The sequence below is a fragment of the Nocardia pseudovaccinii genome (assembly GCF_050942345.1).
Classification (GTDB): domain Bacteria; phylum Actinomycetota; class Actinomycetes; order Mycobacteriales; family Mycobacteriaceae; genus Nocardia; species Nocardia pseudovaccinii.
In genome coordinates this window covers 8943844-8967579 of record NZ_CP192074.1, presented here as the reverse complement: position 1 = coordinate 8967579, position 23736 = coordinate 8943844, and the positions used below count along the sequence as shown (strand labels likewise).

At 65.5% G+C, this 23736-nt stretch carries 14 protein-coding genes; 11 read left to right on the top strand and 3 right to left on the bottom strand.

Annotated elements, in window-relative coordinates; genetic code table 11:
• Positions 1–14 precede the first annotated feature (14 nt).
• The 7 genes from ACQPZ2_RS40415 (at position 15) to ACQPZ2_RS40385 (ending at position 16122) form a co-directional block, all read left to right on the top strand.
• A complete protein-coding gene (locus ACQPZ2_RS40415; RefSeq protein ID WP_433523182.1) occupies positions 15–6008 on the top strand; it encodes an amino acid adenylation domain-containing protein in 5994 nt (1997 codons plus the stop codon).
• Positions 6009–6078: 70 nt separating this feature from the next.
• The gene (locus ACQPZ2_RS40410) at positions 6079–10689 is read left to right on the top strand and encodes an amino acid adenylation domain-containing protein (protein WP_433523181.1); all 4611 of its coding nucleotides are present in this window, start codon (positions 6079–6081) and stop codon (positions 10687–10689) included.
• Complete coding sequence (locus ACQPZ2_RS40405; RefSeq protein ID WP_433523180.1) at positions 10686–11642, top strand: ATP-binding cassette domain-containing protein; 957 nt, start codon at positions 10686–10688, stop codon at positions 11640–11642. The genes ACQPZ2_RS40410 and ACQPZ2_RS40405 overlap by 4 nt, the downstream gene beginning before the upstream one ends.
• Positions 11639–12403 carry an ABC transporter permease gene (locus ACQPZ2_RS40400; protein ID WP_433523179.1) on the top strand — a complete coding sequence of 255 codons (765 nt, stop codon included), beginning with the start codon at positions 11639–11641 and terminating at the stop codon, positions 12401–12403. The genes ACQPZ2_RS40405 and ACQPZ2_RS40400 overlap by 4 nt, the downstream gene beginning before the upstream one ends.
• Positions 12400–13164 carry an ABC transporter permease gene (locus ACQPZ2_RS40395; protein ID WP_063046886.1) on the top strand — a complete coding sequence of 255 codons (765 nt, stop codon included), beginning with the start codon at positions 12400–12402 and terminating at the stop codon, positions 13162–13164. The genes ACQPZ2_RS40400 and ACQPZ2_RS40395 overlap by 4 nt, the downstream gene beginning before the upstream one ends.
• 84 nt (positions 13165–13248) lie before the next feature.
• Positions 13249–15012, top strand: a complete 1764-nt coding sequence (locus ACQPZ2_RS40390; RefSeq protein WP_433523178.1) for an MFS transporter — start codon at positions 13249–13251, stop codon at positions 15010–15012.
• A gap of 45 nt (positions 15013–15057) precedes the next feature.
• Complete coding sequence (locus tag ACQPZ2_RS40385) at positions 15058–16122, top strand: MAB_1171c family putative transporter (RefSeq protein ID WP_433523177.1); 1065 nt, start codon at positions 15058–15060, stop codon at positions 16120–16122.
• A gap of 2 nt (positions 16123–16124) precedes the next feature.
• Here the strand turns inward: ACQPZ2_RS40385 and ACQPZ2_RS40380 are convergent, their stop codons facing one another.
• Complete coding sequence (locus ACQPZ2_RS40380; RefSeq protein ID WP_433523176.1) at positions 16125–17108, bottom strand: ABC transporter substrate-binding protein; 984 nt, start codon at positions 17106–17108, stop codon at positions 16125–16127.
• 271 nt (positions 17109–17379) lie between these two features.
• Between ACQPZ2_RS40380 and ACQPZ2_RS40375 the strand changes: the two genes are divergently transcribed.
• Positions 17380–17730, top strand: coding sequence for a hypothetical protein (locus ACQPZ2_RS40375; RefSeq protein WP_433523175.1), 351 nt, complete (start codon positions 17380–17382; stop codon positions 17728–17730).
• Positions 17731–17916: 186 nt separating this feature from the next.
• Positions 17917–18498 (top strand): Uma2 family endonuclease, encoded by a 582-nt coding sequence (locus ACQPZ2_RS40370; RefSeq protein ID WP_433523174.1) that lies wholly within the window; start codon positions 17917–17919, stop codon positions 18496–18498.
• 21 nt (positions 18499–18519) lie between these two features.
• Here the strand turns inward: ACQPZ2_RS40370 and ACQPZ2_RS40365 are convergent, their stop codons facing one another.
• Positions 18520–20556 (bottom strand): M13 family metallopeptidase, encoded by a 2037-nt coding sequence (locus ACQPZ2_RS40365; protein WP_433523173.1) that lies wholly within the window; start codon positions 20554–20556, stop codon positions 18520–18522.
• Between the two features lie 99 nt (positions 20557–20655).
• Complete coding sequence (locus tag ACQPZ2_RS40360) at positions 20656–22701, bottom strand: M13 family metallopeptidase (RefSeq protein WP_433523172.1); 2046 nt, start codon at positions 22699–22701, stop codon at positions 20656–20658.
• Positions 22702–23047: 346 nt separating this feature from the next.
• Here ACQPZ2_RS40360 and rplN point away from each other — a divergent pair, with 346 nt between their 5' ends.
• Both rplN and rplX read left to right on the top strand, forming a co-directional pair.
• Positions 23048–23416 (top strand): 50S ribosomal protein L14, encoded by a 369-nt coding sequence (rplN, locus tag ACQPZ2_RS40355; RefSeq protein WP_040686591.1) that lies wholly within the window; start codon positions 23048–23050, stop codon positions 23414–23416.
• 1 nt (position 23417) lies between these two features.
• Positions 23418–23735, top strand: coding sequence for a 50S ribosomal protein L24 (gene rplX, locus ACQPZ2_RS40350; RefSeq protein ID WP_062983172.1), 318 nt, complete (start codon positions 23418–23420; stop codon positions 23733–23735).
• The last annotated feature ends 1 nt before the right edge of the window (position 23736 follow it).

Genomic DNA, 23736 nt, shown 5'->3' with positions numbered 1-23736 from the left:
GCGAGGGATTGACGATGTCGAACAACGAGCAGGCCAGCGTGCTGGACCGCCGGAAGGCGCTGCTGCGCCAGCGTTTGGCCGAAAGTGGCCTGACCGCACCGACTTCCGACAAGGCGCCGGTTCGAAGATCGAAACCCGGTGAACGTCATCCGCTTTCGGCCGGACAGCGGCGCATGTGGTTTCTGCAGACCCGCGATCCGGAGGACACCACCCTCAATATCTGTGTGGCCTACGGGCTGACAGGCGCGCTCGACGAGGCGCGGCTGCGTGCTGCGGTAGCGGCCGTCGTAGACGGCCACGACATTCTGCGCACCACCTACGGGCTCGACGAGAACGGCGAGCCATACCAGATCGTCCGTACCGACCTCGAACTGTCCTGGCAGGCACACGATCTGACCGATCTGCCGGAAGCCGGGCGCTCGCGCAGACTGGAAGTGCTGGCACGCCGGGAATTCGGCCGACCGTTCGATCTCGCGACCGAGTCGCCGTTGCGGGTCAGCCTGGTGCGCACCGGTGCCGATGAATTCGCGCTGCTCTTGGTCGCGCATCACATCAGCTGGGATGACGACTCGTGGGCCGTCTTCTTCACCGAGCTCAATGCCGCCTACCGCGCCGAGTCCGTCCGGACCGACCGTGCGCAATTCGTCGACGTCGCGGTCTTCGGCGATATCGCCGCCGACGATGACACTGCCGATATCGACTACTGGCGCGCAACCCTGCGCCCACTGCCGGAATCCCTGGAACTCCCTGGTCCGGCCACGGTCGCCACAGTGGCGGCGAAGCAGTCCGATCGGTGCACCTTGCCGCTACCCGCGGAGCTCGTCGGCCGGGTCGAGGCCTTCGCGCGTGTGCACGGCGCCACCCCGTTCATGGTGTGGCTGGCCGCCTATGACGCGGTGATCCATCGCTACACCGCGGCAACGGATTTCCTGGTATCGGTCCCGGTGACCGTGCGCCGCGATGCCGCCGCCGAATCATTGATCGGCTACTTCGGCAATACGCTGCTGTTGCGTGCCACCATCGGCGCCGAGGACACCTTCGCCCGTTTCACCGAAACCATTCGCGACACCTGTGTCGGTGCCTTCGCACATCAGCATGTCGGTATCGATCGCGTTGTGCGCGAGGCGAATCCGGATCGCGTCGGCGGCCGGGACGGGTTGGAGCAGCTGGTCCGACTCGGCTTCGGGGTGCGCAGGAGCGCGCAGGGCTTCGATCTCGCGGGCGTCGAGGCGACGCTGCTGGATCTCGGTAGTGCTGTTGCGCAGGTTCCGCTGGGACTGACCGTTGTCACGGAAGCCGACGGCGCCTATCTGGAGGCCGAGTATCGGATCGCCGATCTGGACCGTGCCCTGGTGGAACAGCTACTCGGCCACTACGTGCAGCTGCTGGACAGCGCGCTCGCGAATCCCGACCGCGGGCTCGGTGATATCGATATGCTCGGCGCGGCCGATCGTGCCGCGATTCTCGAACTGTCGCACGGCCCGATTGTCGAGGCCGAAGCGACCACCATGGTCGCGCTCTTCGAAAACCAGGTCGCCGCAACGCCAGACGCACTCGCCGTCGTCGCCCCCGCCGAACGCGGCACCGAACTCAGCTATCTCGAACTGAATCGCCGCGCCAATCGTTTGGCGCACTGGCTGATCGGGCGTGGACTGGGCACCGAGGACATCGTCGGATTGCGGCTGACGAATTCGGTGGAGTTCGTCGTCGCGGTGCTGGGTGTGCTCAAATCCGGTGCGGCCTATCTGCCCATCGATCCCGCCTACCCGGACGATCGCATCGACTACCTCGTCGAGGATGCCGCGCCCCGGCTGGTGCTCGGGCGGGCCGACCTGGACGCCGCCGAGGCCGCGGCCGTCGAACTCCCCGAGACCGATCCTGTCGACACGGACCGGGTGCGGCCGCTGCTGCCCGGCCATCTCGCGTACGTCATCTACACCTCCGGGTCCACCGGAAAGCCCAAGGGCGTGCCGGTATCCCATGCCGCGATCGCCGAACATCTCGCGGGCTTCGTCGCGGAATGGAGTATGACCGCCGAGGACCGGCTGCTGCAGTCCTCCTCGGTGAGCTTCGATGCCTCCCTGCTCGATATCTTCGTGACGCTGACGCTCGGCGCCCGGCTGGTCATCCCGAAGCCGGATGCCTTCCGCGATATTCCGTATGTCGCCGAGTTGATCACCCGCTGCGGGGTCACCGTGCTGCATATGGTGCCGTCGATGTTGAGCACCTTCCTGCTGCTGCCGGAGGTGAGCGAATGGCGTGCGCTGCGGCATGTTCCGGTGGGCGGTGAGGCGCTGCCCGGTGAGGTGGCCGATAAGTTCGCCGGTGTCTTCGATGCCGAACTGCGCAATCACTACGGTCCGACCGAGGCCGTGGTGTGTGCGACGCATATGAATGTGGAAGGTCCGCAGGGCACGCGGATCGTGCCGATCGGTGTGCCGAATCAGAACGTCACGGTGTATCTGCTCGACGAGGCGTTGCAGCTCGTGCCATCGGGTGTGGTCGGTGAGATCTATTTGGGTGGAGCGCAATTGGCGCGCGGCTATCTGAATCGGCGTGGGCTGACGGCGGAGCGGTTCGTCGCCGATCCATTCGCGCCGGGCGCTCGGCTGTATCGGACCGGCGATCTCGCGCGACGCAATGCCGATGGCGAGATCGAATTCGTCGGCCGGGCCGACGAGCAGGTCAAGGTGCGTGGCTTCCGGATCGAACTCGGCGAGGTCGAGGCGGCCATCGCGTCCTATCCAGGTGTCGGACACTGTGTCGTCATCGCGGTCGACGATGCGGCCGTCGGTGCGATGCTCGCCGCGTATGTGGTTGCGGCCAATGGCCTTTCCGAGTCGGCCCTGGAAATCGACGAGGTGCGCAGGCACGCCGCGGCGACGCTGCCGGAGTACATGGTGCCCAGCGCCTTCGCGGTGATCGACGAGATCCCGTTGACCGTGCACGGCAAGCTCGACCGGCGCGCGCTGCCGGATCCGGAACGCGCGACGACTCGCCGCTACCGGGAGCCGAGCACCGCCACCGAAATCCGCCTCGCGGGCCTGTTCGCGCAGATCTTCGGCCGCGAGCAGATCGGCGCGGACGATTCCTTCTTCGAACTCGGCGGGCATTCGCTGCTGGCCACCCGCCTGGTCGTGCGGATTCGCACCGAATTCGGCGTCGAGATCGATGTGCGGGCACCGTTCGATACCCCGACCGTCGCGGGACTCGCCGCGCTCATCGAAGCCGCACCGGCACAGGCCTGCGCTGCCGTGCCCGCGTTGCTGAAACGGGAACGCCCCGAGCATATTCCGCTGTCCTATTCGCAGCTCGCGTTGTGGTTCCAGCGCAAGCTGGAGGGGCCAAGTGCGATCGGCAACATTCCATTCGCGGTGCGGGTGGACGGTCCGCTGGATCTCGATGCGCTGACTGCCGCGCTCGGCGACGTCGTTGCCAGGCACGAGGTACTGCGCACCGTCTTCCCCGAGAACGGTGGCGTGCCATATCAATTGGTGCTGCCTGCCGGGCCGATCGATGTACCGGTAACGGAGCTGGACGATCCGGAGAAGCTGCGTGCGGAACTCGCCGCGGCCGGTGAGCATTGCTTCGCCGCGGATACCGAGCTGCTGATTCGACCGCGAATCTTTTTGCTGGACAACAAGACCCACGTACTGTCGCTGCTGGTGCACCATTTGGTGGCGGATCACTGGTCGTTCCGGACGATGCTGGACGATCTCGCCACCGCCTACCGTGCGCGCACCGCGGGCGCCGATCCGGACTGGACGCCCCTGGACGTGCAATACGCCGACTATGCGCTGTGGCAGCGCGAGGTGGTCGAGACGCTCGGCACCCAGGTGGATTACTGGCGCGACACACTCGCCGGTCTGCCGGACGAGATCAATGTCGCCTTGGATCGCCCGCGTCCCGCCATTCTCGGCAAGAACGGACATGTGGTGCCGTTCGCGGTGCCCGCCGCATTGCGCGGCAAACTGAAGGCTCTCGCCGAGGCGAGCGGCGGCAGTGAATTCATGCTCTACCAGGCCGCGGTCGCGACTCTGCTGCACAAGCTGGGGGCGGGTGTGGATATCCCGCTCGGCACGCCGATCGCGGGCCGGGTCGATCCGGCCGCCGCCGAGTTGGTCGGCCTGCTCGCCAATATGGTGGTGCTGCGCAATGACCTGTCCGGCGATCCGACGCTGCGGACCGTGCTGCAGCGCTCCCGCGATACGGCGCTCGGCGCGTACAGCAATCAGGACATCCCGATAGAGCGCGTGGTCGACTCGCTGAATCCGGCGCGGTCCCGGTCCAGGAACCCGCTGTTCCAGGCCATGATGCACTTCCGCGAGGAGAATTGGGACGGTGCCGGTCATGGTTTGGACGCGCACACCGCGCTGACGGTACTGCCATTGGATTTCGACACCTCGCTGCTGGACCTCAGCATCAATTTCTTCGCGGGTCCCGACGGCGGCTTCGATGCCAGCGTCATCGTCAATACCGATCTGTACGAGCCTGTGACCGGAGAGTTGTTCGCGCAGCGCACGCTTCGCGTATTGACGGCCTTCGCCGAAGCCCCCGACAGCACGGTGGGTGAGCTCGACATCATGCCCGCCGCGGAACGGCAGCGGGTCCTCGGTGAATGGGCCACCGGTGTGGAGCTCTCCTGGACGCCGGGCATTGCCGAGTTGATCCGGCGTGGCCGCGGGGTGCCGACCGATCGGATCGCCCTGCGGTGCGGTACCGAGACGCTCACTTATGGCGAGCTGTTCGAACAGCTCGATGGCGGGGGATCGGCGCGAGTGCCCGATGGTGCTTCGGCGGCCGGGGTGGTGCGCAGGCTGGCCGCACTGGATGCGGTAGCGAATACCGGCGGGACCATCGCTGTTTCGCACGTGGTGCTGGACCGGGAGGCGCTGGCGGCCGCGGTGGCCGATCGACGCGCCATTGCCGCCGATCGCCGCGGCGAATCGCTGGACCGGGCCGCGGGTTCGGCGGATGTGCGACTCGTCGCCGCACCCTGGACGGGATCCGAGATCGAAGTCGAGTTGCTGGCCGCGCTCGCCGATGGGGCGACGCTGATCCTCAGCACCGAACAGCAACGTGCAGATCCGGTCGCGCTCGTCGAGCTGATCGGTGCGCATTCGGTCACCCACGTGGTCGCCGAGCCCGTCACGCTGTCGCGGTTCGTGCAGACCGGTGTCTCCATGCTGCCGTCGGTGCGTAGCTGGGAGGTCGTCGGAACTTATTGGCCCGCAGCGCTTCCCGATCTGCTGCCCGCGCTCGCGGCCGGTTCGGCCGCCACCTTCGACTTCCGGATTCCGGAGTACGCGGGTGCGGTGGCACGCGGTGCGGTCGATGGCAGCGGACGCGCGCGACCCATTCCGGGGGCCCGGGTGTTGGTGCTGGATGCAGCCCTGCGACCGGTCGCGCCCGGCGTTGACGGCGATGTGTACGTCGGTGGTGCCGGACTCGCTCAGGGGTACGTCGAGGATTCGGCAGACGCGTTCATCGACGACCCCTACCTGCCGGGAGCCCGGTTGTTCCGCACGGAGCAGCGGGCGCGCTGGGATACCGCAGGGCGAGTCGCGTTCCGGACCGATAGCACCGGTGAAACCAGCACGGGCACAGCTTCTTCCGATGTGACGCACACCGAGACCGAACAGCAGCTCATCGCGATCCTCGAGGAACTGCTCGAGATCGAGGATGTCACCGCCGACGACGGCTTCTTCGCACTCGGCGGCGACAGCGTGATCTCCATCCAGTGGTCGGCTCGCGCCAACGAGCTCGGCCTCCCGCTGTCTCCGCAGCTGGTATTCGAGTACCTGACCATCGCCGAACTCGCGGCCGCGGTAGACGAAGTGGTCGCCGCCGGGGTGACCACGACAATCGGCGACACCTTCGGTACCGGTGGCGTGCGGGCCGAGCCCGAGGAGCCGACCGACAACCATCAGCATGCCGCGATGAGCGTGTCCGGCCTCGGCTCGGACGCGCTGGCCGCATTGGGTGCGGCATGGAAGCAGTCGCAATGAGGGGCGATTTCTTCCGAGCGGCGGACCCGACGAGGGGCGATGCGATGACCGTGGGCCGAAAGGCGATGCGATGACTGTGGACCGGAGCGTCCCGGCCGAAATCGAGGATGTGCTCGCGCTCAGCCCACTGCAGGAGGGGCTGTTCTCGTTGGCGCGGCTGGCCGCCGACGGGGTCGATCTGTACACGATGCAGTTCGTCATCGATATCGGCGGTCCGATCGACGTGCCGATGCTGCGCCGCAGCGCCGAGGCGATCCTGGAGCGGCACGCCAATCTGCGGGCCGCGTTCTGGGATAAGGATCTACCCAAGCCGGTGCAGATCGTGCCGACCTGGGTGGATCTGCCCTGGTTCGAAATCTCCGCGCTACCCGCGGAATTCGATGCGATCGCCGAGGCCGACCGGCAGCAGCGGTTCGATCTCTCTCGCGGTCCGGCCCTGCGGATTACGCTGGTCACGCTGCCCGACGAGCGGCACCGGGGGATGGCAGCCGACGGAGCTCGCGGAGTCGGCGGGGTGGGTAGACACCGGGGGATGGCAGCCGACGGAGCTCGCGGAGTCGGCGGGGTGGGTAGACGCAGGATGATCGTGACCGCGCATCACATCCTGATGGACGGCTGGGCGGTCGCGGTGTTCTTCCGCGAGCTGATCGCGGTGTACGACGCCGGGGGACAGGCGGATTCGCTGCCACCGGCACGGCCGTACCGCGACTACATCGGCTGGCTCGCGGCGCAGGACACCGCCGCCATCACCCACAACTGGACCGAATACCTCGCGCCGCTGAGCGGTCCGCTCATGCTGGCCGCCGGTACGGCAACCGAAGTCGGCACGGCGATTCCGCGCCGCAGCCGATTCAGTTTGGACAATGCCGAAACCGCGCGGCTGGTGCAATGGGCACGGGCGAACGGCCTGACTCCCAATACCGTTGTGCAGTATGCCTTGGCCGTCGTACTCGGCAGGCTCACCGATCGACGCGATGTCGTTTTCGGCACTACCATCTCCGGCCGTCCGGATGCGCTGCCCGGCGTCGAAACGATGATCGGGCTGTTCATCAATACCGTGCCCGCGCGCGTCATTATCGACCGGACCAGCACCGTCGCCCAGCAATGTGCGCAGCTGCAGCGCGAATCCGCGGCCATGCGGGATGCGGGATACGTGAGCCTGTCGGCCATTCAGCGCGCGGCCGGGCACGGTGCGCTGTTCGACGTGCTGTTCGTCTTCGAGAACGCACCCATCGGCGCGGCCACCGATCCGATCGTCACCGCGAGCGGCACCCGCTTTCTGCCGGTGGCCATGGAAAGTCTGGTGCACTACCCGCTTTCGGTGGTGTCGCATCTGAACGACGGCACGCTCGTCGTCATGCTCGAGGCGATTGCCGAAGCCCTGCCACACTTCCCGGTCGGCGATATCGGCCAGCGGATTCTGTCGGTGCTGCGTCAGCTGCCCGATCATGGCGATTCGAGCCCCGATGCGCTGGATCTGTTGCTTGCCGATGAAAAGGTCGTCGCTGTCTCGGAGAACGTCTCCACGATTGGCACGGCTTACGAGCTCTTCCTGAACCAGGTCGCCCACACCCCGGATGCGATCGCGCTGAGCACCGGTTCGGATCGCTACACCTATCGTGAATTGCGTGCAGCCGCCGGACAACTGGCGAATGAGCTGATCGCCAACGGTATCGGCCCGGAAACCGTTGTCGCCCTTGCGCTACCGCGATCGGCTCGTTCCGTCATCTCGATCCTCGCCGCACTGGAAGCAGGCGGAGCCTACGTGCCGGTCGACATCTCGGCACCCGCTGCCCGCATCGAATCCATACTGCGCCGAGCCGATCCGAAACTCATTCTGACAATTGGGGAGGCCACCAGCCTGCTCGGGGAGACCGCACAGCCGGTGCTGGTACTCGACGACCCCGCCGTCGCGGAGCGGATCGCGAACCACCCCATCCCGCCCTACCGCCCGGTCGCCCCGCAGACAGCCGCCTACCTGATCTTCACCTCCGGATCGACCGGCGAACCCAAGGGCGTAATCGGCACCCACGCAGCTCTGACCAGCTACTTCACCGACCATCGTGACCGCGTCTACCGCCCGGCGGTAACCCGGCTCGGCCGCCGACTGCGCATCGCACACGCCTGGTCGCTGAGCTTCGACGCCTCCTGGCAGCCGATGATCGGCCTGTTCGACGGCCACGCCGTCCACCTGTTCGACGAGACCGAAATGCGCGATGCGCAGGGCCTCGTCGACGGCATCGTCCGGCACGAGATCGATATGATCGACACCTCGCCGTCCATGTTCACCCAGCTGTCGGCAGCCGGTCTGGTAGACGGTGAGCGACTGACCGTGCTCGCCCTCGGCGGCGAGGCCATCGGTGCGCCCATGTGGGAGCAGTTGCGTGCGCTGCCGGGCACCGCGGTCTACAACTGCTACGGCCCCACCGAGACCACGGTCGAGGCGGTGGTCGCGACGGTGAATACCGGTCGCAACGAGGCGGGCAATGCCCAGCCCACCATCGGCGGACCGGTGGATCGTATGTCCGCCTACGTCTTCGACGCCATGCTGCGGCCGGTGCCGCGCGGTGTCGTCGGAGAGCTGTACTTGTCCGGCGCTCAGCTGGCCCGCGGGTATATCGGTAAGGCCGCCATCACCGCGGATCGCTTCATCGCCGACCCCTTCCGACCCGGTGTTCGCATGTATCGCACCGGTGATCTGGTGCGGCAGTTACCGAATGGCGATCTCGCCTATCTCGGCCGAGCCGACGACCAGGTCAAGATTCGCGGCTACCGAATCGAAATCGGCGATATCGAAACGGCTTTGCTGCAGTTGCCGCAGGTTCGTGCGGGCGCTGTGCTGGTTGTGCAGCGGCCGAGTGGCCCGACTCTGGTCGCCTTCGCGGTCAGTGCTGATTCGGCCGCCTTGCGTGCCCGCCTTGCGGAGCGCCTGCCTGCTTATATGGTTCCGGCGCGGGTTATTGCGCTGCCCGAACTGCCGGTCACCCCCAACGGCAAGCTCGATGTCCGAGCTCTGAACGCGCTGGCGCTGGAGGCTCTACGTGGCTCCGCCCAGCGCACCCTGCCGAGCACCGATACCGAGCGGACCCTCTGTCGCGCGCTCGCCGAGGCGCTGGGCGGTGCGACCCCCGGCATCGATGACGACTTCATCGAACTCGGCATGGACAGCATTGTTGCCATCTCTCTGGTGAACGCGGTGCGACGCGCGGGACTCTCGGTCAGCCCGGCCATGGTCATGACCAACCCCACCGTCCGCGATTTGGGCGCCGCCATCGATTCCCGTGCGGCACAACAGGAGAACAGCCCGGCCGCGATCGGCGAAATACTTCCGACGCCGATCATGTCCTGGATGTACGAGTACGGCGGCTTCCGCAGGCTTGCACTCTCGACGCTGGTAGAGCTGCCGGCCGAGGTGGATCGGGCACAGTTGGAAGCGGTGCTACAGGCACTCCTCGACGGTCACGACATGCTGCGCGGCCAGCTGTCGACCACCGAAAACAGGTTCGAAACCAGAGCGCCGGGCAGCGTGCGCGCCGCCGATATCCTGCACGAGGTCCGGGTATCCGGTGACTTCGGCACCGCACTCGAGAAGCATGCACGAGCGGCGATCGATCGCATCGATCCGAAGACCGGCACCCTGATCCAGGCTGTCCGTTTCGAGGGCCCCGATGTGCTGTTGCTGTCGATCCACCATCTCGCGGTGGATCCCGTCTCCTGGCACATCATTCTCGCTGATCTGGCCGACGCGTGGTCGCAGCTCGCGGAGGGGCGAACCCCCACTGTCGCACCCGAATTCACTGGATACCGCAGCTGGGCGGAACTACTCGACAAGCGCAGCACCGCACCGGAAGTATCAGCCCAGCGCGACTTCTGGACCGACCAACTGACCGGCCCCGATCCGGAACTCGGCCTGCGCCGCCCCGATCCGACCCGCGACACCTGGTCCTCCTACCGCCTCACGCCGTCGTTCCTGCCGACCGACACCACCCGTCGGATTCTCGACGGCCTCGGCAGCGACCTCGGTATGCACGAGTTACTGCTCACCGCATTGACAATCGCGCTCACGACCTGGCGAGCCGAACGCAACCAGGACGGCTCCACCGGCGCACTGGTCGCCCTCGAGGGCCACGGCCGCGAGGATGCCGCCGTCGGCAACGTCGACACTTCGCGGACGGTCGGCTGGTTCACCACCGTGTACCCACTGCGCGTCGGCACGGGCTCGACACTCGACATCACCCGCGCCGAATCCGATTCCGCCGAAGCCACCGGACTGCTGAAAGCGGTTGCAGCACAACTGGACAGTGTCCCGAACAAGGGCTTGGACTACGGCTTGCTCCGCTACGGCGATGCCGAGCCGCACACAGATCCCCAGGTAATGCTCGACTACCTGGGCCGCATGGACCTCACCGCGGGCACGTCGGGTCCATGGACCCCGATCACCGACCTCACTCTGCACCAACGGCTTCCGGTCGCCCCCGAACCGGAGATGCCGCTGCGCTACGCGCTCGACCTCGTCGTCGCCGTCTACCCCGGCGCCGACGGACCCCAGCTGGCCACCCTGTTCCGCTGGAGTGACGCCCTTTTCGACACCACCGAGATCGACCGTTTCGCCACCATCTGGCAGCGCTGCATCACCGCAGTCGCCGCCGCCATACCAAGCGCAACTCCGGGAGAACGATGAACGCGATCGAAAACGCCATCGTGGTCGAGGACGTCCGCAAGTCCTTCGGCGACGTCCACGCCGTGCGCGGCCTGAGCTTCTCGGCACCGGCCGGGAGTGTGCTGGGCGTACTCGGCCCGAACGGCGCGGGCAAGACCACCACGGTCTCCATCCTGTCCACGCTCACCAAGCCCGATGCGGGCCGCGCCCTGGTCGCGGGATACGACGTCGTGCGCGAGGCCGCGGATGTGCGGGCATCCATCATGCTCACCGGTCAGTACGCCGCCTTGGACGAGGTGCTGACCGGCCGGGAGAACCTCGTCCTGTTCGGCCGCCTGATGGGTCTGCGTCCGAAACAGGCCAAGATCCGCGCCACCGAACTGCTCGAACAGTTCGATCTCACCGAGGCGGCCGATCGTCGTGTCGGCGGCTACTCCGGCGGTATGCGCAGACGCATCGATATCGCCTGCGGGCTGGTGCGCCCGCCCAAGGTCGTCTTCCTGGACGAACCCACCACCGGCCTGGATCCGGTGAGCAGACAGGGCGTTTGGTCGCTGGTGCGTTCGCTGAAGGAACAGGGGGTGACGATCCTGCTCACCACGCAGTACCTCGAAGAGGCGGATGCGTTGAGCGACAACATCATCGTCATCGATAAGGGTCGCGTGATCGCCGAGGGCACCGCGGACGAACTCAAGGCCCGTTCGGGTTCGAGCTACTGTGAGGTCGTTCCGGTCGACGCGGGTGACGTGCCCGCCGTGGTCACCGCGTTGGACGGCCTCGGCACGGTGACCGTCGCCGAATCCAAGGACCGGGTGTCGCTCCCCGCTCCCGACGGTGCCGCCACACTGGCTGAGGCGCTGCGCCGCATTACCGAGGCCGGTATCGAACTCATCGATATCGCCCTGCGCAGACCGTCACTCGACGAGGTCTTCATCAAGCTCACCACCGATGAACCAGGGTTGGTGACCGCATGACCGAATCAGTCACCATTCCCGCCGGAATGCAGTGGACCGCGCTGAGCGGTCGCACCGTGCGTGCGGCGGTCCGCGAGGGTGATCTGCCCTTCGGTTTCGTCGCGCCGATGATCTTCTTCGTCTGTTTCTATGTCCCGCTGCGCAAGTCGATGGAGCAGACCGGTGCGGACTACGCCCAGTACCTGCTGCCGGTGATCGTGCTGCAGGGCATGTTCTTCACCGCCATGTCGGCGGCCGACCGCGCCGCCCGAGACACCTTCAGCGGCATGGGAACTCGCATGCGGTCCATGCCGGTCGAATCGTGGGTGCCGCTGGCCGCGCGGATGTCCGCGAATCTGGTTCGCGCGCTGGCCGGACTCGCCGGAGCGCTGGTCATCGGTGCGGCCTTCGGATTCCGATTCCACAGTGCGGCAGCGGCTCTCGTCTTCATCGCATTGTCACTGGCCTTCGCCGTGGCACTGGTGATCGGTGCCGACACACTCGGCGTCGCCACGGGTAAGCCGGAAGTCGGTGCGTCCGCACTGCTGGCGCCGCAACTGCTGCTCATCATGATGTCCACGGGTTTCGTCCCGGCCGAAGGCTTTCCGGGTTGGATCCAGCCTTTCGTCCGCAATCAGCCGGTATCCCAAGCCGCTGCCGCCCTGCGCGATCTCGCCGATGGCGAATACACCTCGGCCGTCGCCGTTGCGGTGGCTTGGATTCTCGGCCTGATCGTGGCGTTCGCCGCGATCTCGGTGTGGGTGGAAAGGCGACGGCCGTGAAAACACTGATCGACCAGAGCTTCGTCGAAACGGGCCGACTGCTACGACGCTGGCCGCGCGAACAGGAGGTGCTGACCTCGACCGTGATCCTGCCGGTACTGCTGCTGTTGATGTACCAATTGGTGCTCCACAAATTCCTCAGCGCATCCTCCGGCGTGGACGCCATCTACGGTTTCGTCCCGATGATCGCGGTCACCGGCGCGATGTACGGCGCCATGGGGACCGGCCTTTCGCTCTACGCGGAACGGGAAAGCGGTCTGCTGCGGCGCATTTGGGTGCTGCCGGTGCACCGTGCGGCCGGACTGATCGGCCGACTGCTCGCCGAATGCGGACGCACGCTGATCGCGACGATCATCGTGGTCGCCCTCGGTGTCGCGCTCGGATTGCGCTTCGAGCAGGGCTGGCTGGGTGTGCTCGGTGCGCTCGCCGTTCCGGTGCTGCTGATTCCCGGCTTCGCCACCATGGTGATCACGGTCGGCGTCAGCAAGGCGGGCGACAAAGTCGTGCAGTTGTTCTCGGCACTCGTGCTGCTCGGGATGTTCTTCAATTCCGGATTCGTACCCGTGGAGAACTACCCGGGTTGGCTGCAGCCGGTAGTTCGCGTCCAGCCGATGAGTTGCGCCATCGAGGCAATGCGCGGCTGCACGATCGGCGGCCCCATCGCGACCCCGCTGCTGCAGACCCTCGCCTGGTCCGTTGGGCTCGCCTTGGTCTTCGGCGCTTTCGCCGTACGTGGCTACCGCAAGGCCGCGGAGGGCTGAGCGGTTCACTGAGTGGGCCCCGGCTTGATAGTTACATCGGCTAACTATATAGTTTCCTGAGGTAACAATCAGCAAGGGGCTGCCGTGACGATTCCATCCGCCGATCTGGGTGATGTCCAGACCATTCGCCGCCGCCTGCGCTACGACCGGGATCACCCGCATTACAAGTGGATCGTGCTGACCAACACCACCATTGGTGTACTGCTCAGTGCGGTCAATGCCTCGATCGTGCTGATCTCGCTGCCCGCGATCTTCCGAGGTATCGGGCTGAATCCACTGGAAGCGGGCAATGTCGGCTATCTGCTGTGGATGTTGATGGGCTATCTGCTCGTCACCGCGGTACTCGTGGTGATGTTCGGGCGGCTCGGCGATATCTTCGGCCGCGTCCGGATCTACAACCTCGGCTTCGCGGTCTTCGCGGTGACCTCGGTCGCGCTGTCCTTCGATCCGTTCCAGGGTGGTTCGGGCGCGATGTGGATCATCGTCTGGCGCGTGCTGCAGGGCATCGGCGGCGCCATGCTCACGGCCAATTCGACGGCCATCCTCACCGATGCCTTCCCGGCCAAACAGCGTGGTACCGCACTCGGCATCAATATGGTCGCCGCGGTCGCGGGCTCCTTCCTCGGACTGATCATCGGCGGCGTGCTCTCGGAATGGGATTGGCGCGCGGTGTTCTGGGTCAGCGTGCCGATCGCCGTGATCGGTTCGATCTGGTCCTATCGCTCGCTGCACGAGGTGGGCATGCGCACCAGGGGCAAGGTCGACTGGGCGGGCACCATCACCTTCGGCCTCGGCCTGACCGCACTGCTCACCGGCATCACCTACGGGATCCAGCCCTATGGCGGACATCCCACCGGTTGGTCCAACCCGTGGGTGCTCGGTGCGGTGTTCGGCGGCATCGCCCTGCTCGCGGCGTTCTGCGTGGTGGAGACCAAGGTCGCCGAGCCGATGTTCCATCTGTCGCTGTTTCGCAACCGTGCGTTCGGCCTCGGCAATTTCGCCAATCTGATGGTCTCGATCGGCCGCGGCGGCATGCAGTTCATGCTGATCATCTGGCTGCAGGGCATCTGGTTGCCGCTGCACGGCTACGACTACGAATCGACGCCGCTGTGGGCCGGTATCTATCTGTTGCCGCTGACCGTGGGATTCCTTGCCGCCGGACCGGTTTCGGGTTGGCTGTCGGACCGCTACGGATCGCGCCGGTTCACCACCGGCGGCGCAACGCTGGCCGGACTCACCTTCCTGCTGCTGCTCGTCATCCCGGTCGACTTCAACTACTGGGTGTTCGCCGCGATCGTGCTGCTCAACGGCATCGGCTGCGGACTGTTCTTCTCACCGAACACCGCCGCCATCATGTCGAGCGTGCCCGCGTCCCAGCGCGGCGCGGCATCCGGTATGCGCGGCACCCTGTTCAACGGCGGCAATGCGCTGTCGATGGGAATCTTCTTCTCGCTCATGGTCGTCGGCCTCGCCGCGAGCCTGCCCTCGGCACTCGACAGTGGTCTGCGCGCCCAGGGTGTATCCGCGGGCGCCGCGTCCCAACTCGCCGACCTGCCGCCCGTCGCGAGTATGTTCGCCGCCTTCCTCGGTTACAACCCGATCCAGGAATTGCTCGGCCCCAGTGGCGAATTGGCCAAGCCGGGCGTCAATGCGGACACCCTGACCGGTCAGGAGTTCTTCCCGCATCTGCTCACCGGACCGTTCCACTCGGGTCTGATCGTGGTGTTCGTCTCGGCCGCCCTGATGATGTTCCTGGCCGCCGCGGCCTCGTATTTCGCGGGCGATAAGTACATCGAGGAGGAACTGGCCGAACTCGCCGAGGCCGACGAACTCGTCGCCGCGCGCTGAGTCGCGGTTGGTGCGGTCCGCGCTCGGACTCTACTGTCTGGAGCTATGAACTCGGTGCCGGTCGCGCCCGTGGTGGTGATCGTCGGATTCGTCGCGGCGATCACCATCGGCCGCTGGTTCCTGGTCGACGAGACCCTCAGCGACCGGCTCATCAATCGCGCACTGGCCTGGGATCTGGTCGGTCTGCTCGTCTTCATCTGCGTCGGCCGGTTCGGCCGGGCTCATCTCGCGCTCGATCTGTTCACGATCTTCGGCGCGCTGGCGGTGTCGAATGTATTCGGATTCGCCCGCTTGCTCGACGGCGGGGACACGCGGACCGCGGTGCGGCGGCAGCGCACCTACGACGGCATCGCCGTGGCAGCCGGAGCTGTTGTGCTGGTCGGCATAGTGGTGGCACCGCAGCGAGATTGGGGACTCACGGTCTGGTCGCTTACCGCGGTGCCGACCGCCTTGTCCGGCATGCTGATGACGCGGGCCTGCGTGCGGGAGTTGCGTACCGGGGGGATCACGGCGAAGGAGCGATTGACCTACGGCGCACTTCTGACCGTCGCCGGGTATGCCGTGAGTGCGACGGTGGTCGCGCTCGTGCGGATGGCCACCGGCACTCGACCCGATGAGCAGGGCCTGATCTGGGTGATCGGAACATACGCGACATTGGTCCTACTCGCGGGCCTGATCGGAATCCCGCTGTGGAATGCGGTGCTGTTTCGGGCGGAGCTGGATCGGGCCGGTCGGTGCTGTCGCCGACTGCGCCCGCTGTGGCGGGCGCTCACCGATGCCGTACCCGAGGTGGTGCTGGCTCGGCCGAGTAGTGGTTCCACCTCACGGCTGTATCGGATGACGGTCGAAATCCGCGACGCCCTGGTGCAATTGCGGCCGTACGCACCGGATGTCGAGGCGCACACCGATATCCGTGAATACGCGCGGTGTATCGCGCGGGCGGTACAGGCCAAAGCTGCTGGTGGGTCACCCGCGACGGCGTCCGGTCGCGCCACTCCGGTCGACCTGCGCGACCGGACCGATGAACTCAGGTACCTGCTCGCTCTGGCCGCGGAATGGCCGAAGGCCAGCGCGCTGGTGCGTGCGGGCCTCGAATCTCCGGCGCGCTGAACCTATTTCGCCGCGTTGGCGAAGGCGGGCTCCAACTTGTTCAGCAGGTAGGGCACCGACAGTGCGGTCGGCTGGTTGACGGCGCTGATCTCCTGAACCGTGAGGAAGACCACCGCCCCCTTCTTCACCGCGGGCAGATCGGCGTATCCGGGGAGCTGCCGGTACTTTTCGTCCATACCGGGGGAGTAGCCCGCGAGCAGCAGATCGGCGGTGAGCTCGTCGACCCGCTCCGGGGACAGCGCCAGCCTGCCCTGATTCGACGGCCGATCGGTGAGGTTCTTCGGAATGGACAGTCCGAGCTGGGTGAAGATCTTGCTGGACCCGTCGTTCGGATCGGTCAGCACCATCAGCTGGGCCGGGCTGGCCAACCAGGTGCTCGCGAAGGTCTTGCCCGTCAGACCCGGATTGGCCTGGCCGATGGACACCACCTTCTTGTCCACATCGGCGATCACGCGGGTCGCGTCGTCTTCCTTGTGCAGTACTTTGCCGAGCGTGGTCACCAGGTCCTGCCAGGGCTGGATCGACGAGGAGGTGAGCGCGGGCAGCGTCGGGGCGACCTTGGACAACTCGTCAAAGGTCTTCTGGTCGGCCAGGAATCCGTCCACCAGAATGAGATCCGGCTCCAGCGCCGCGACCTGCTCGGCGATATTGCCGGTGGTATTCAAGGCTTTCGCCGATTCGAGCGACTTCGGCTCCCACGCCGGGGTGCTCTTGGATACCGAGGCGACATTGTCGACATAGCCGACCGGGGTCACGCCGAGCGCCAGCGTCGAATCCAGCCACTGATTCCCCAGCGTGACAATCTTTTTCGGGGTGCCATGTACCGTCGTCGTGCCGCGTGCGTGGTTGATGGTGACGGGTGCGCCACCGCCGGACTCCGCGTCATCGCTCGACGACCCACAGGCGGCGATACCCAGGGTCAGCGCACCGGCCAGCACGGCAACCGCCGCCCGCTTCCAGCCACGAGACGTCCGTACAGACTCCATCGACACCCTCTCCTTCATCGAGGAATTCCTCGACTCGGCTCTCTTCGAGCCGAAATAGCAAAGGTCAGCCTAACCTACATTGATCGCCGTACCGCCCTGGCTTGCCGGTTGCTGTCATGTCATCTGTTGTGAACCTATTGAACGTGCCGCTATCTAGCGGTACGTTAAATGACGTCAATAATGATCCTCTCGTCCGGGAGGCATCGACGTCGAACCCGTGAGGACGCGGGTCTTCGCACGACTGACGCATACCGAATTGAGGTTAGTTCCGATGAATCAAAAGAGTTCCGCCGGACGCGTCCGCCCCATGGTCGCCCGTATCGCCATCACCTCCGCTCTGGTCCTGGCCCCGATCGCCGCGGTCGCTGGTCCGGCGCTCGCCGATACGACCGACACCCAGGGTCCGGCGATCGTGCTGGTGGATCAGGCCGACGACATCCACGGCCACGGGGGCTGGGGCCATGGTGGCTGGGGTGGTCGTGGCGGTTGGGGCGGTTACGGCGGCTGGGGTGGTCGTGGTGGCTGGGGTGGTTACGGCGGTTGGGGTGGTTACGGCGGCTGGTTCGGCTACCCGGGCTGGCCGGGCTATTTCCCCATGCCCTCCACCGGCAGCGCCTTCTGACCCCAGCCGCTCGGCGGCGCAAGCCATTCCCCTCGAAGCGCTTCCCGTATGAATAAGCCCGGCATGTCGGGCTTATTCATACGGATCCGACGTCCTCGCTCCGGCGGGCAGCGGCAAGGTGGATAGCCGGTCGATCAGCTGCCGCCGATATGGGCTCTCGACATGACGAATGGGTAGGCTTCCGTCATGACGATCGCCCCGTCCGGCCATCTGCCGCACGAGATGACCGAGGAGCAATACCGTCAACTGCCCGAGGCGACAGCACGCGAGATCGAGGTCGTACACGGGCATGTGATCGTCTGTGAGTCGCCGGTACCCGAGCACAATCGCGTGGCGCGCAGGCTGGCCGGTGCCATGGAGCAGTTGCCGAGTACCGAACCGTGTATTCGAGTCGAGACCGATATCGACGTAGTGCTCTGGCGGGTACCCAAATTCACGTTCCGGCGGCCGGATGTCACGGTCTATCGGTGCCTTCCGGAGCTGGGTGCGAAACCGGAGGCCGGTGATGCTCTGATCGTCATCCAGGTTTCCTCGCCATCCACCGCCGCCGAGGATCTGCTCGCCAAGAAGGTGCAGTACGCCCGCGCGGGCATCCCGCTCTATCTCGTCGTCGCACTCGACACCAAGTACGACATCGAAGAGGTCCGCGAGTTCCGGCTCGACGCCCACGCCGCCGAATACCGCCTGCACCGGTTGCATCGCGACGGATTCGTACGACTGGAGCACGTGGTGCTGGGCGATATCAGCTTCGCGGACTTGGTCCGATAGCGAGGAAGGTCGGTCGCCGGCTCAGAGGGTGATGCGCTGGTTTTCGGGGAGGAAGAGTTTGTCGCCTTCCTTGACGGCGAAGGTGTTGTAGAACTGGGCGATATTGCGGACGATCTGGTTGCAGCGGAATTCGTTGGGGGCGTGGACGTCCTGGAGCAGGCTGATGGTTGATTCCTCGGTCTGCTTTTCGCGCCAGCTGCGGGCGTAGGAGAAGAACATCTGCTGGTAGTCGGGGTCGATGCCGTCGCGCTTGGCGGCGATACGATAGGCCTCGACGGCGATCTGCAGGCCGCGCAGGTCGGCGAGGTTTTCGCCGACCGTGAGTGCGCCGTCGACGTGGTATTTGGGATCGAGGCCCTCGGGCACCAGCACATCGAATTGGTCGATCAGCTGTTTGGTCTTGGCCTCGAATGCGGCCAGGTCTTCGGGTGTCCACCAGTCGCTGCGATTACCGCTGGCGTCGTACTTGCGACCCTGATCGTCGAAGCCGTGGCCGATCTCGTGCCCGATGGTCGCGCCGACCGCACCGTAATTGACCGCGGTCGTCGCGTCCTTGTCGAAGAACGGCGGCTGCAGATAAGCGGCGGGGAAGGTGATCTGGTTGCTGGTGGGTGAGTAGTAGGCATTGACGGTCTGCGGCGACATACCCCATTCGGATTTGTCGACCGGAGTGCCGAGCCGGTTGAACGCCTTCTTGGATTCGAAAGCGTTGACGGCGCGCAGGGATTCGATCAGCTTGCCCCGGGTGATCTTCAGCGCGGAGTAGTCGTCCCACTTATCCGGATATCCGATCCTGGCCTCGATCTTGTCCAGCTTGACGATCGAGGCGTCCCTGGTCGGCTTGGACATCCAGGTCGAATTGGTGAAGTTCTCCCGATAGGCGGCCATGAGGTCGGCCACCATCTCCTTGGCCCGATCCTTGGCGGCCGGTGGAAAGTGCTTGTCCACATACAGTTTGCCGAGCTGGTCACCGAGATTGTCGTCGACGACGCCGACGCCGGACTTCCAGGTCTCCGGCCGCTCCTCGAGTCCGCTGAGCACCTTGCCGACGAAATCGAACCGCGCGTCGCGGATCGCCTTGGGCAGGAATCGGGCGAACTGCGCGACGATGTTGACCCGCAGATACTCTCGCCACAGCGCGATATCGGTATCGGCCCACAGTTGCGCGGCCGCGGTCACGAACGACGGCTGCGCCACCACGAGCTTGTCGAACAGCGAGCGCGGCCGATCGGTATTGCCCGCCATCCACGGATCCCAATCGAATTGCGGTCCGAGCGCGACCAGATCGTGCCAGCCCATCACGTTGTAGGTGGCATCGGTGTTGCGATTGCGCACGCTGTCCCAATGCGCCGCCGCGATCTTGGTCTCCAGATCGAGGATGCGCTGCGCGATTCCCGCCGGATCGGCGAACCCAGCCCCCGCGGACATCTTCTCGAGGTAGGTCTTGTAGCCCGCGAGCTGCTTGGCGTATTCCGGCTTGCGGTAGTACTGCTCGCTCAGCGTGATACCCGACTGGCTGACGGTGGGGATATAGGAATTGGAGTCCTTGCGATCGATGCCGACTCCGATACCGATCAGCCCGGCGATGGGCAGCTCCGCCATCACCTTGGCCAGATCCGGTTTGGTCGCCGCGCCATCGATCTTGGCGAACAGATCGGTCAGCGGTGTCATGCCGAGTGTTTCGAACGCGGCCTCATCGAGGCGCGCGTCGTAGAGATCGCGAATCTGCTGCGCCTCCGAACCCGGTTTCGGATCCTCGAGACCCTCGATGATCTCGCGCAGCTGATCCAGCGTCCGATCGCTCGCATCGCTGATCGCGCCGACCGCGGCCTTGTCCGGCGGCAGCTGGTACTCCCGCAGCCACTTGCCGTTGACATGCCGGTACAGATCGTCCTGCGGCCGGATCGCCTCGTCCGCGCCGCCCAGATCGACCCCGGTGAGCTGCACCTGATGCTCATCCTTCGAGCAGGAGGCCAGAGCGACGGCCGCGGGCACCACCCCGAGCGCGATCAGGAAGGCACGACGGTCCAGCTGACCGAGACGACCGGTTGATGTCACGAGGATTTCCTCTCCCGATGCGGCCGGTGGCCGCATCCTCGTCAGGCGCGATAGTGCTGGCCCGAGGCTACCTGTCTCCGGCGTTGCCAGCCCGTCGGATCAGAGCGAGACCCGCTGGTCCAGGGCCAGGTACAGCTTGTCGCTGGGTTCGACGGCGAAGGTGGTGTAGAACTCGTCGATATTGCGGACCACCTGGTTGCAGCGGAACTCGTTGGGCGCGTGCGGATCCATGGCCAATCGCAGTTCCATGTGCTGTTTCGTCGATTTCTCCCGCCAGATCCGGGCCCAGGACAGGAACAGCGTGCGGTTGTCCGGGTCGCCCTTGCCGTCACGTTTATCGGCGATGCCGAGGGCGGCCACGGCGATACCGAGACCGCGCAGATCCGCGAGATTCTCCCCGACCGTCAGCGCGCCGTCGACGTGCTTGCTCGGGTCGAGACCGGCCGGGACCAGCGCGTTGTACTGATCGATGAGCTGCTTGGTCTTGGCTTCGAATGCGGTCCGGTCCTCGGGTGTCCACCAGTCGCGCAGATTGCCGTCACCGTCGTAGCGCGAACCCTGATCGTCGAAGCCGTGGCCGATCTCATGACCGATGATCGCCCCGATCGCGCCGTAATTGACCGCGGTCGCGGCACGGGAGTCGAAGAACGGCGGCTGCAGAATGGCGGCCGGAAACGAGATCGAATTGGCATTCGGGTTGTACTGGGCATTCACCAGCTGCGGCGGCATCCGCCATTCGGACTTGTCGACCGGGGTGCCCAGGCGCGCGAAACCGCGCTTGGTCTCGAAACGCTGTGCGGCGCGGACGGATTCGATCAACTTGCCGCGGGTGATCGTCAATCCCGAGTAGTCGATCCAGTTGTCCGGATAGCCGATCTTGGTGACGATTTTGTCGAGCTTCGCGATGGCGGCCTGTCTGGTCGGCGGCGACATCCAGGTCGAATCGGTGAAGTCGGCGCGGTAGGCGGATATGAGATCGGCGACCATCGCCAAGGCGCGCTCTTTGGCCGCGGGCGGAAAGTGTTTGTCCACATAGAGTTTCCCGAGCGGCTGGCTCAGGTTCGCATTGACGGTCGCAATACCCTCCTTCCACAGCTCCGGACGCTCCTGCGACCCTTGCAGCACCTTGCCGACGAAATCGAATTCGGCATCGGCAATGGCCTTGGGCAGCAGCGATGCGAACTGTTTGAGCACCGCCATGCGCAGATACTCCCGCCAGGCCGCGATATCGACCTCGGCCCAGAGCTTTCCGGCCGTCGTCACGAAGGACGGCTGACCGACCACCACGCGATCGAACAGTGCGCGCGGTCGGTCGGTATTGCCCGCCAGCCACGGCTCCCAATCGAATTGCGGTGCGAGCGCGGTCAATTGGGCCCAGCTCATCGGGTTGTATGCGGCATCGGGATTGCGCAGTCGAACATCGTCCCAGAACCCGGTGGCGATCTTGGTCTCCAGTTCGAATACCCGCTGGGCGGTACCTGCCGGATCGGGAAAGCCCGCGCCCGCGGCGACGCGTTGCAGATAGGTCTGATACGCGGCGCGCTGCTCGGCGTATTCGGGCTTGCGGTAATACTGCTCGCCCATATTCGAGTCGATACCGGACTGGGAGATGTCGGCGACGTATTCGGCCGAATTCTTCTGATCGACCCCGACGGACAAGCCGATGAGCCCGCCGATCGGCAGCCCGCCCATCACCTTGGCCAGATCCGGTTTGGTCGCCGCGCCGTCGATCGCCGCGAACAGATCCGCCAGCGGGGCCACGCCGAGCCGCTCGATTTCGGCCAGATCGACCCGGGCGTCGTAGAGATCGCGGATCTGCTGCTCGGCGGTCCCGTCCTTCGGGTCGTGGATGCCGTCGATGATGGCCCGAAGCTGCTGTTCGACCCGATCACCGACTTCGTCGAAGGTGGTGTAGGACGACTTGTCGGGCGGCAGCTGATAATCGCGCAACCAGCCGCCGTTGACGTAGCGGAACAGATCGTCCTGTGGCCGAATCGCCGGGTCCTCGCCCCGCATGTCGACACCGGTGAGCCGCACCGATTGCTCCCGCGAGCAGGAGACCAGCGCGGTGGTGGCCGGAATCACACCGAGTGCGATCAGAAAGGTGCGACGACCGAGCCGGGTGGGACGCGCAGACGAACTCAACGAAACCCCCTATTCAGCGATGATATGGAATGTGCACAGCTCATCCGGTGATCTTGCTTGTTCCGAGGGTAGTAACAGGACGGCCCGAGAGCACTGATCCACGCGGGTTTCACAGGGGAAGTTCAGCCTGTGCCTGCGGGACCCCGATTTGGGACCGACCTGGGGATTCCCCTACACTGAACCGGTTGCCTGCGGGAGCTGTGCCCGCAATCCGGCCGCGAACCCCCAGTGGTTGATCCATCCGATCGAGAAAACCGCTGGCAGGCGCGCGTTCGGGTGGTGACACGACCATGCCCGTCGGGTCGGCAATCCGGCGTGCGTATACATCCAGGTCAAGGAGGCTGAAGTGATTCAGCAGGAGTCGCGACTGCGCGTCGCCGACAACACGGGTGCGAAGGAAATCCTCTGCATCCGCGTTCTCGGTGGTTCGTCGCGTCGCTATGCCGGCATCGGCGACATCATCGTCGCCACCGTCAAGGACGCTGTCCCCGGCGGCAACGTCAAGAAGGGCGAGGTCGTCAAGGCCGTCGTCGTGCGCACCGTCAAGGAGCGTCGTCGCCCGGACGGTTCGTACATCAAGTTCGACGAGAACGCGGCCGTGCTGATCAAGGCGGACAACGACCCGCGTGGCACTCGTATCTTCGGCCCGGTCGGCCGCGAGCTGCGCGAGAAGAAGTTCATGAAGATCGTTTCGCTGGCTCCGGAGGTGCTCTGACATGAAGGTGCACAAGGGCGACACGGTGCTCGTCATCTCGGGTAAGGACAAGGGCGCCAAGGGCAAGGTCATCCAGGCCTACCCGAAGGAGAACCGGGTCCTGGTCGAGGGCGTGAACCGGATCAAGAAGCACGTTGCCAACTCCACCAACCAGCGTGGTGCCTCCTCGGGCGGCATCGTGACCCAGGAAGCTCCGATCCACGTGTCCAACGTGATGGTCGTCGACTCCGACGGCAAGCCGACCCGTGTCGGCTACCGGACGGACGAGGAGAGCGGCAAGCGGGTCCGGATCTCCCGTAAGAACGGGAAGGACATCTGAC

Bases quoted from the DNA above. Each gene is read 5' to 3' on its own strand.
- ACQPZ2_RS40375 (WP_433523175.1), top strand. From the start codon at position 17,380: ATGAATCAAAAGAGTTCCGCCGGACGCGTCCGCCCCATGGTCGCCCGT.
- ACQPZ2_RS40385 (WP_433523177.1), top strand. From the start codon at position 15,058: ATGAACTCGGTGCCGGTCGCGCCCGTGGTGGTGATCGTCGGATTCGTC.
- ACQPZ2_RS40400 (WP_433523179.1), top strand. From the start codon at position 11,639: ATGACCGAATCAGTCACCATTCCCGCCGGAATGCAGTGGACCGCGCTG.
- rplX (WP_062983172.1), top strand. From the start codon at position 23,418: ATGAAGGTGCACAAGGGCGACACGGTGCTCGTCATCTCGGGTAAGGAC.
- ACQPZ2_RS40405 (WP_433523180.1), top strand. From the start codon at position 10,686: ATGAACGCGATCGAAAACGCCATCGTGGTCGAGGACGTCCGCAAGTCC.
- ACQPZ2_RS40410 (WP_433523181.1), top strand. From the start codon at position 6,079: ATGACTGTGGACCGGAGCGTCCCGGCCGAAATCGAGGATGTGCTCGCG.
- ACQPZ2_RS40380 (WP_433523176.1), bottom strand. From the start codon at position 17,108: ATGGAGTCTGTACGGACGTCTCGTGGCTGGAAGCGGGCGGCGGTTGCC.
- ACQPZ2_RS40415 (WP_433523182.1), top strand. From the start codon at position 15: ATGTCGAACAACGAGCAGGCCAGCGTGCTGGACCGCCGGAAGGCGCTG.
- ACQPZ2_RS40370 (WP_433523174.1), top strand. From the start codon at position 17,917: ATGACGATCGCCCCGTCCGGCCATCTGCCGCACGAGATGACCGAGGAG.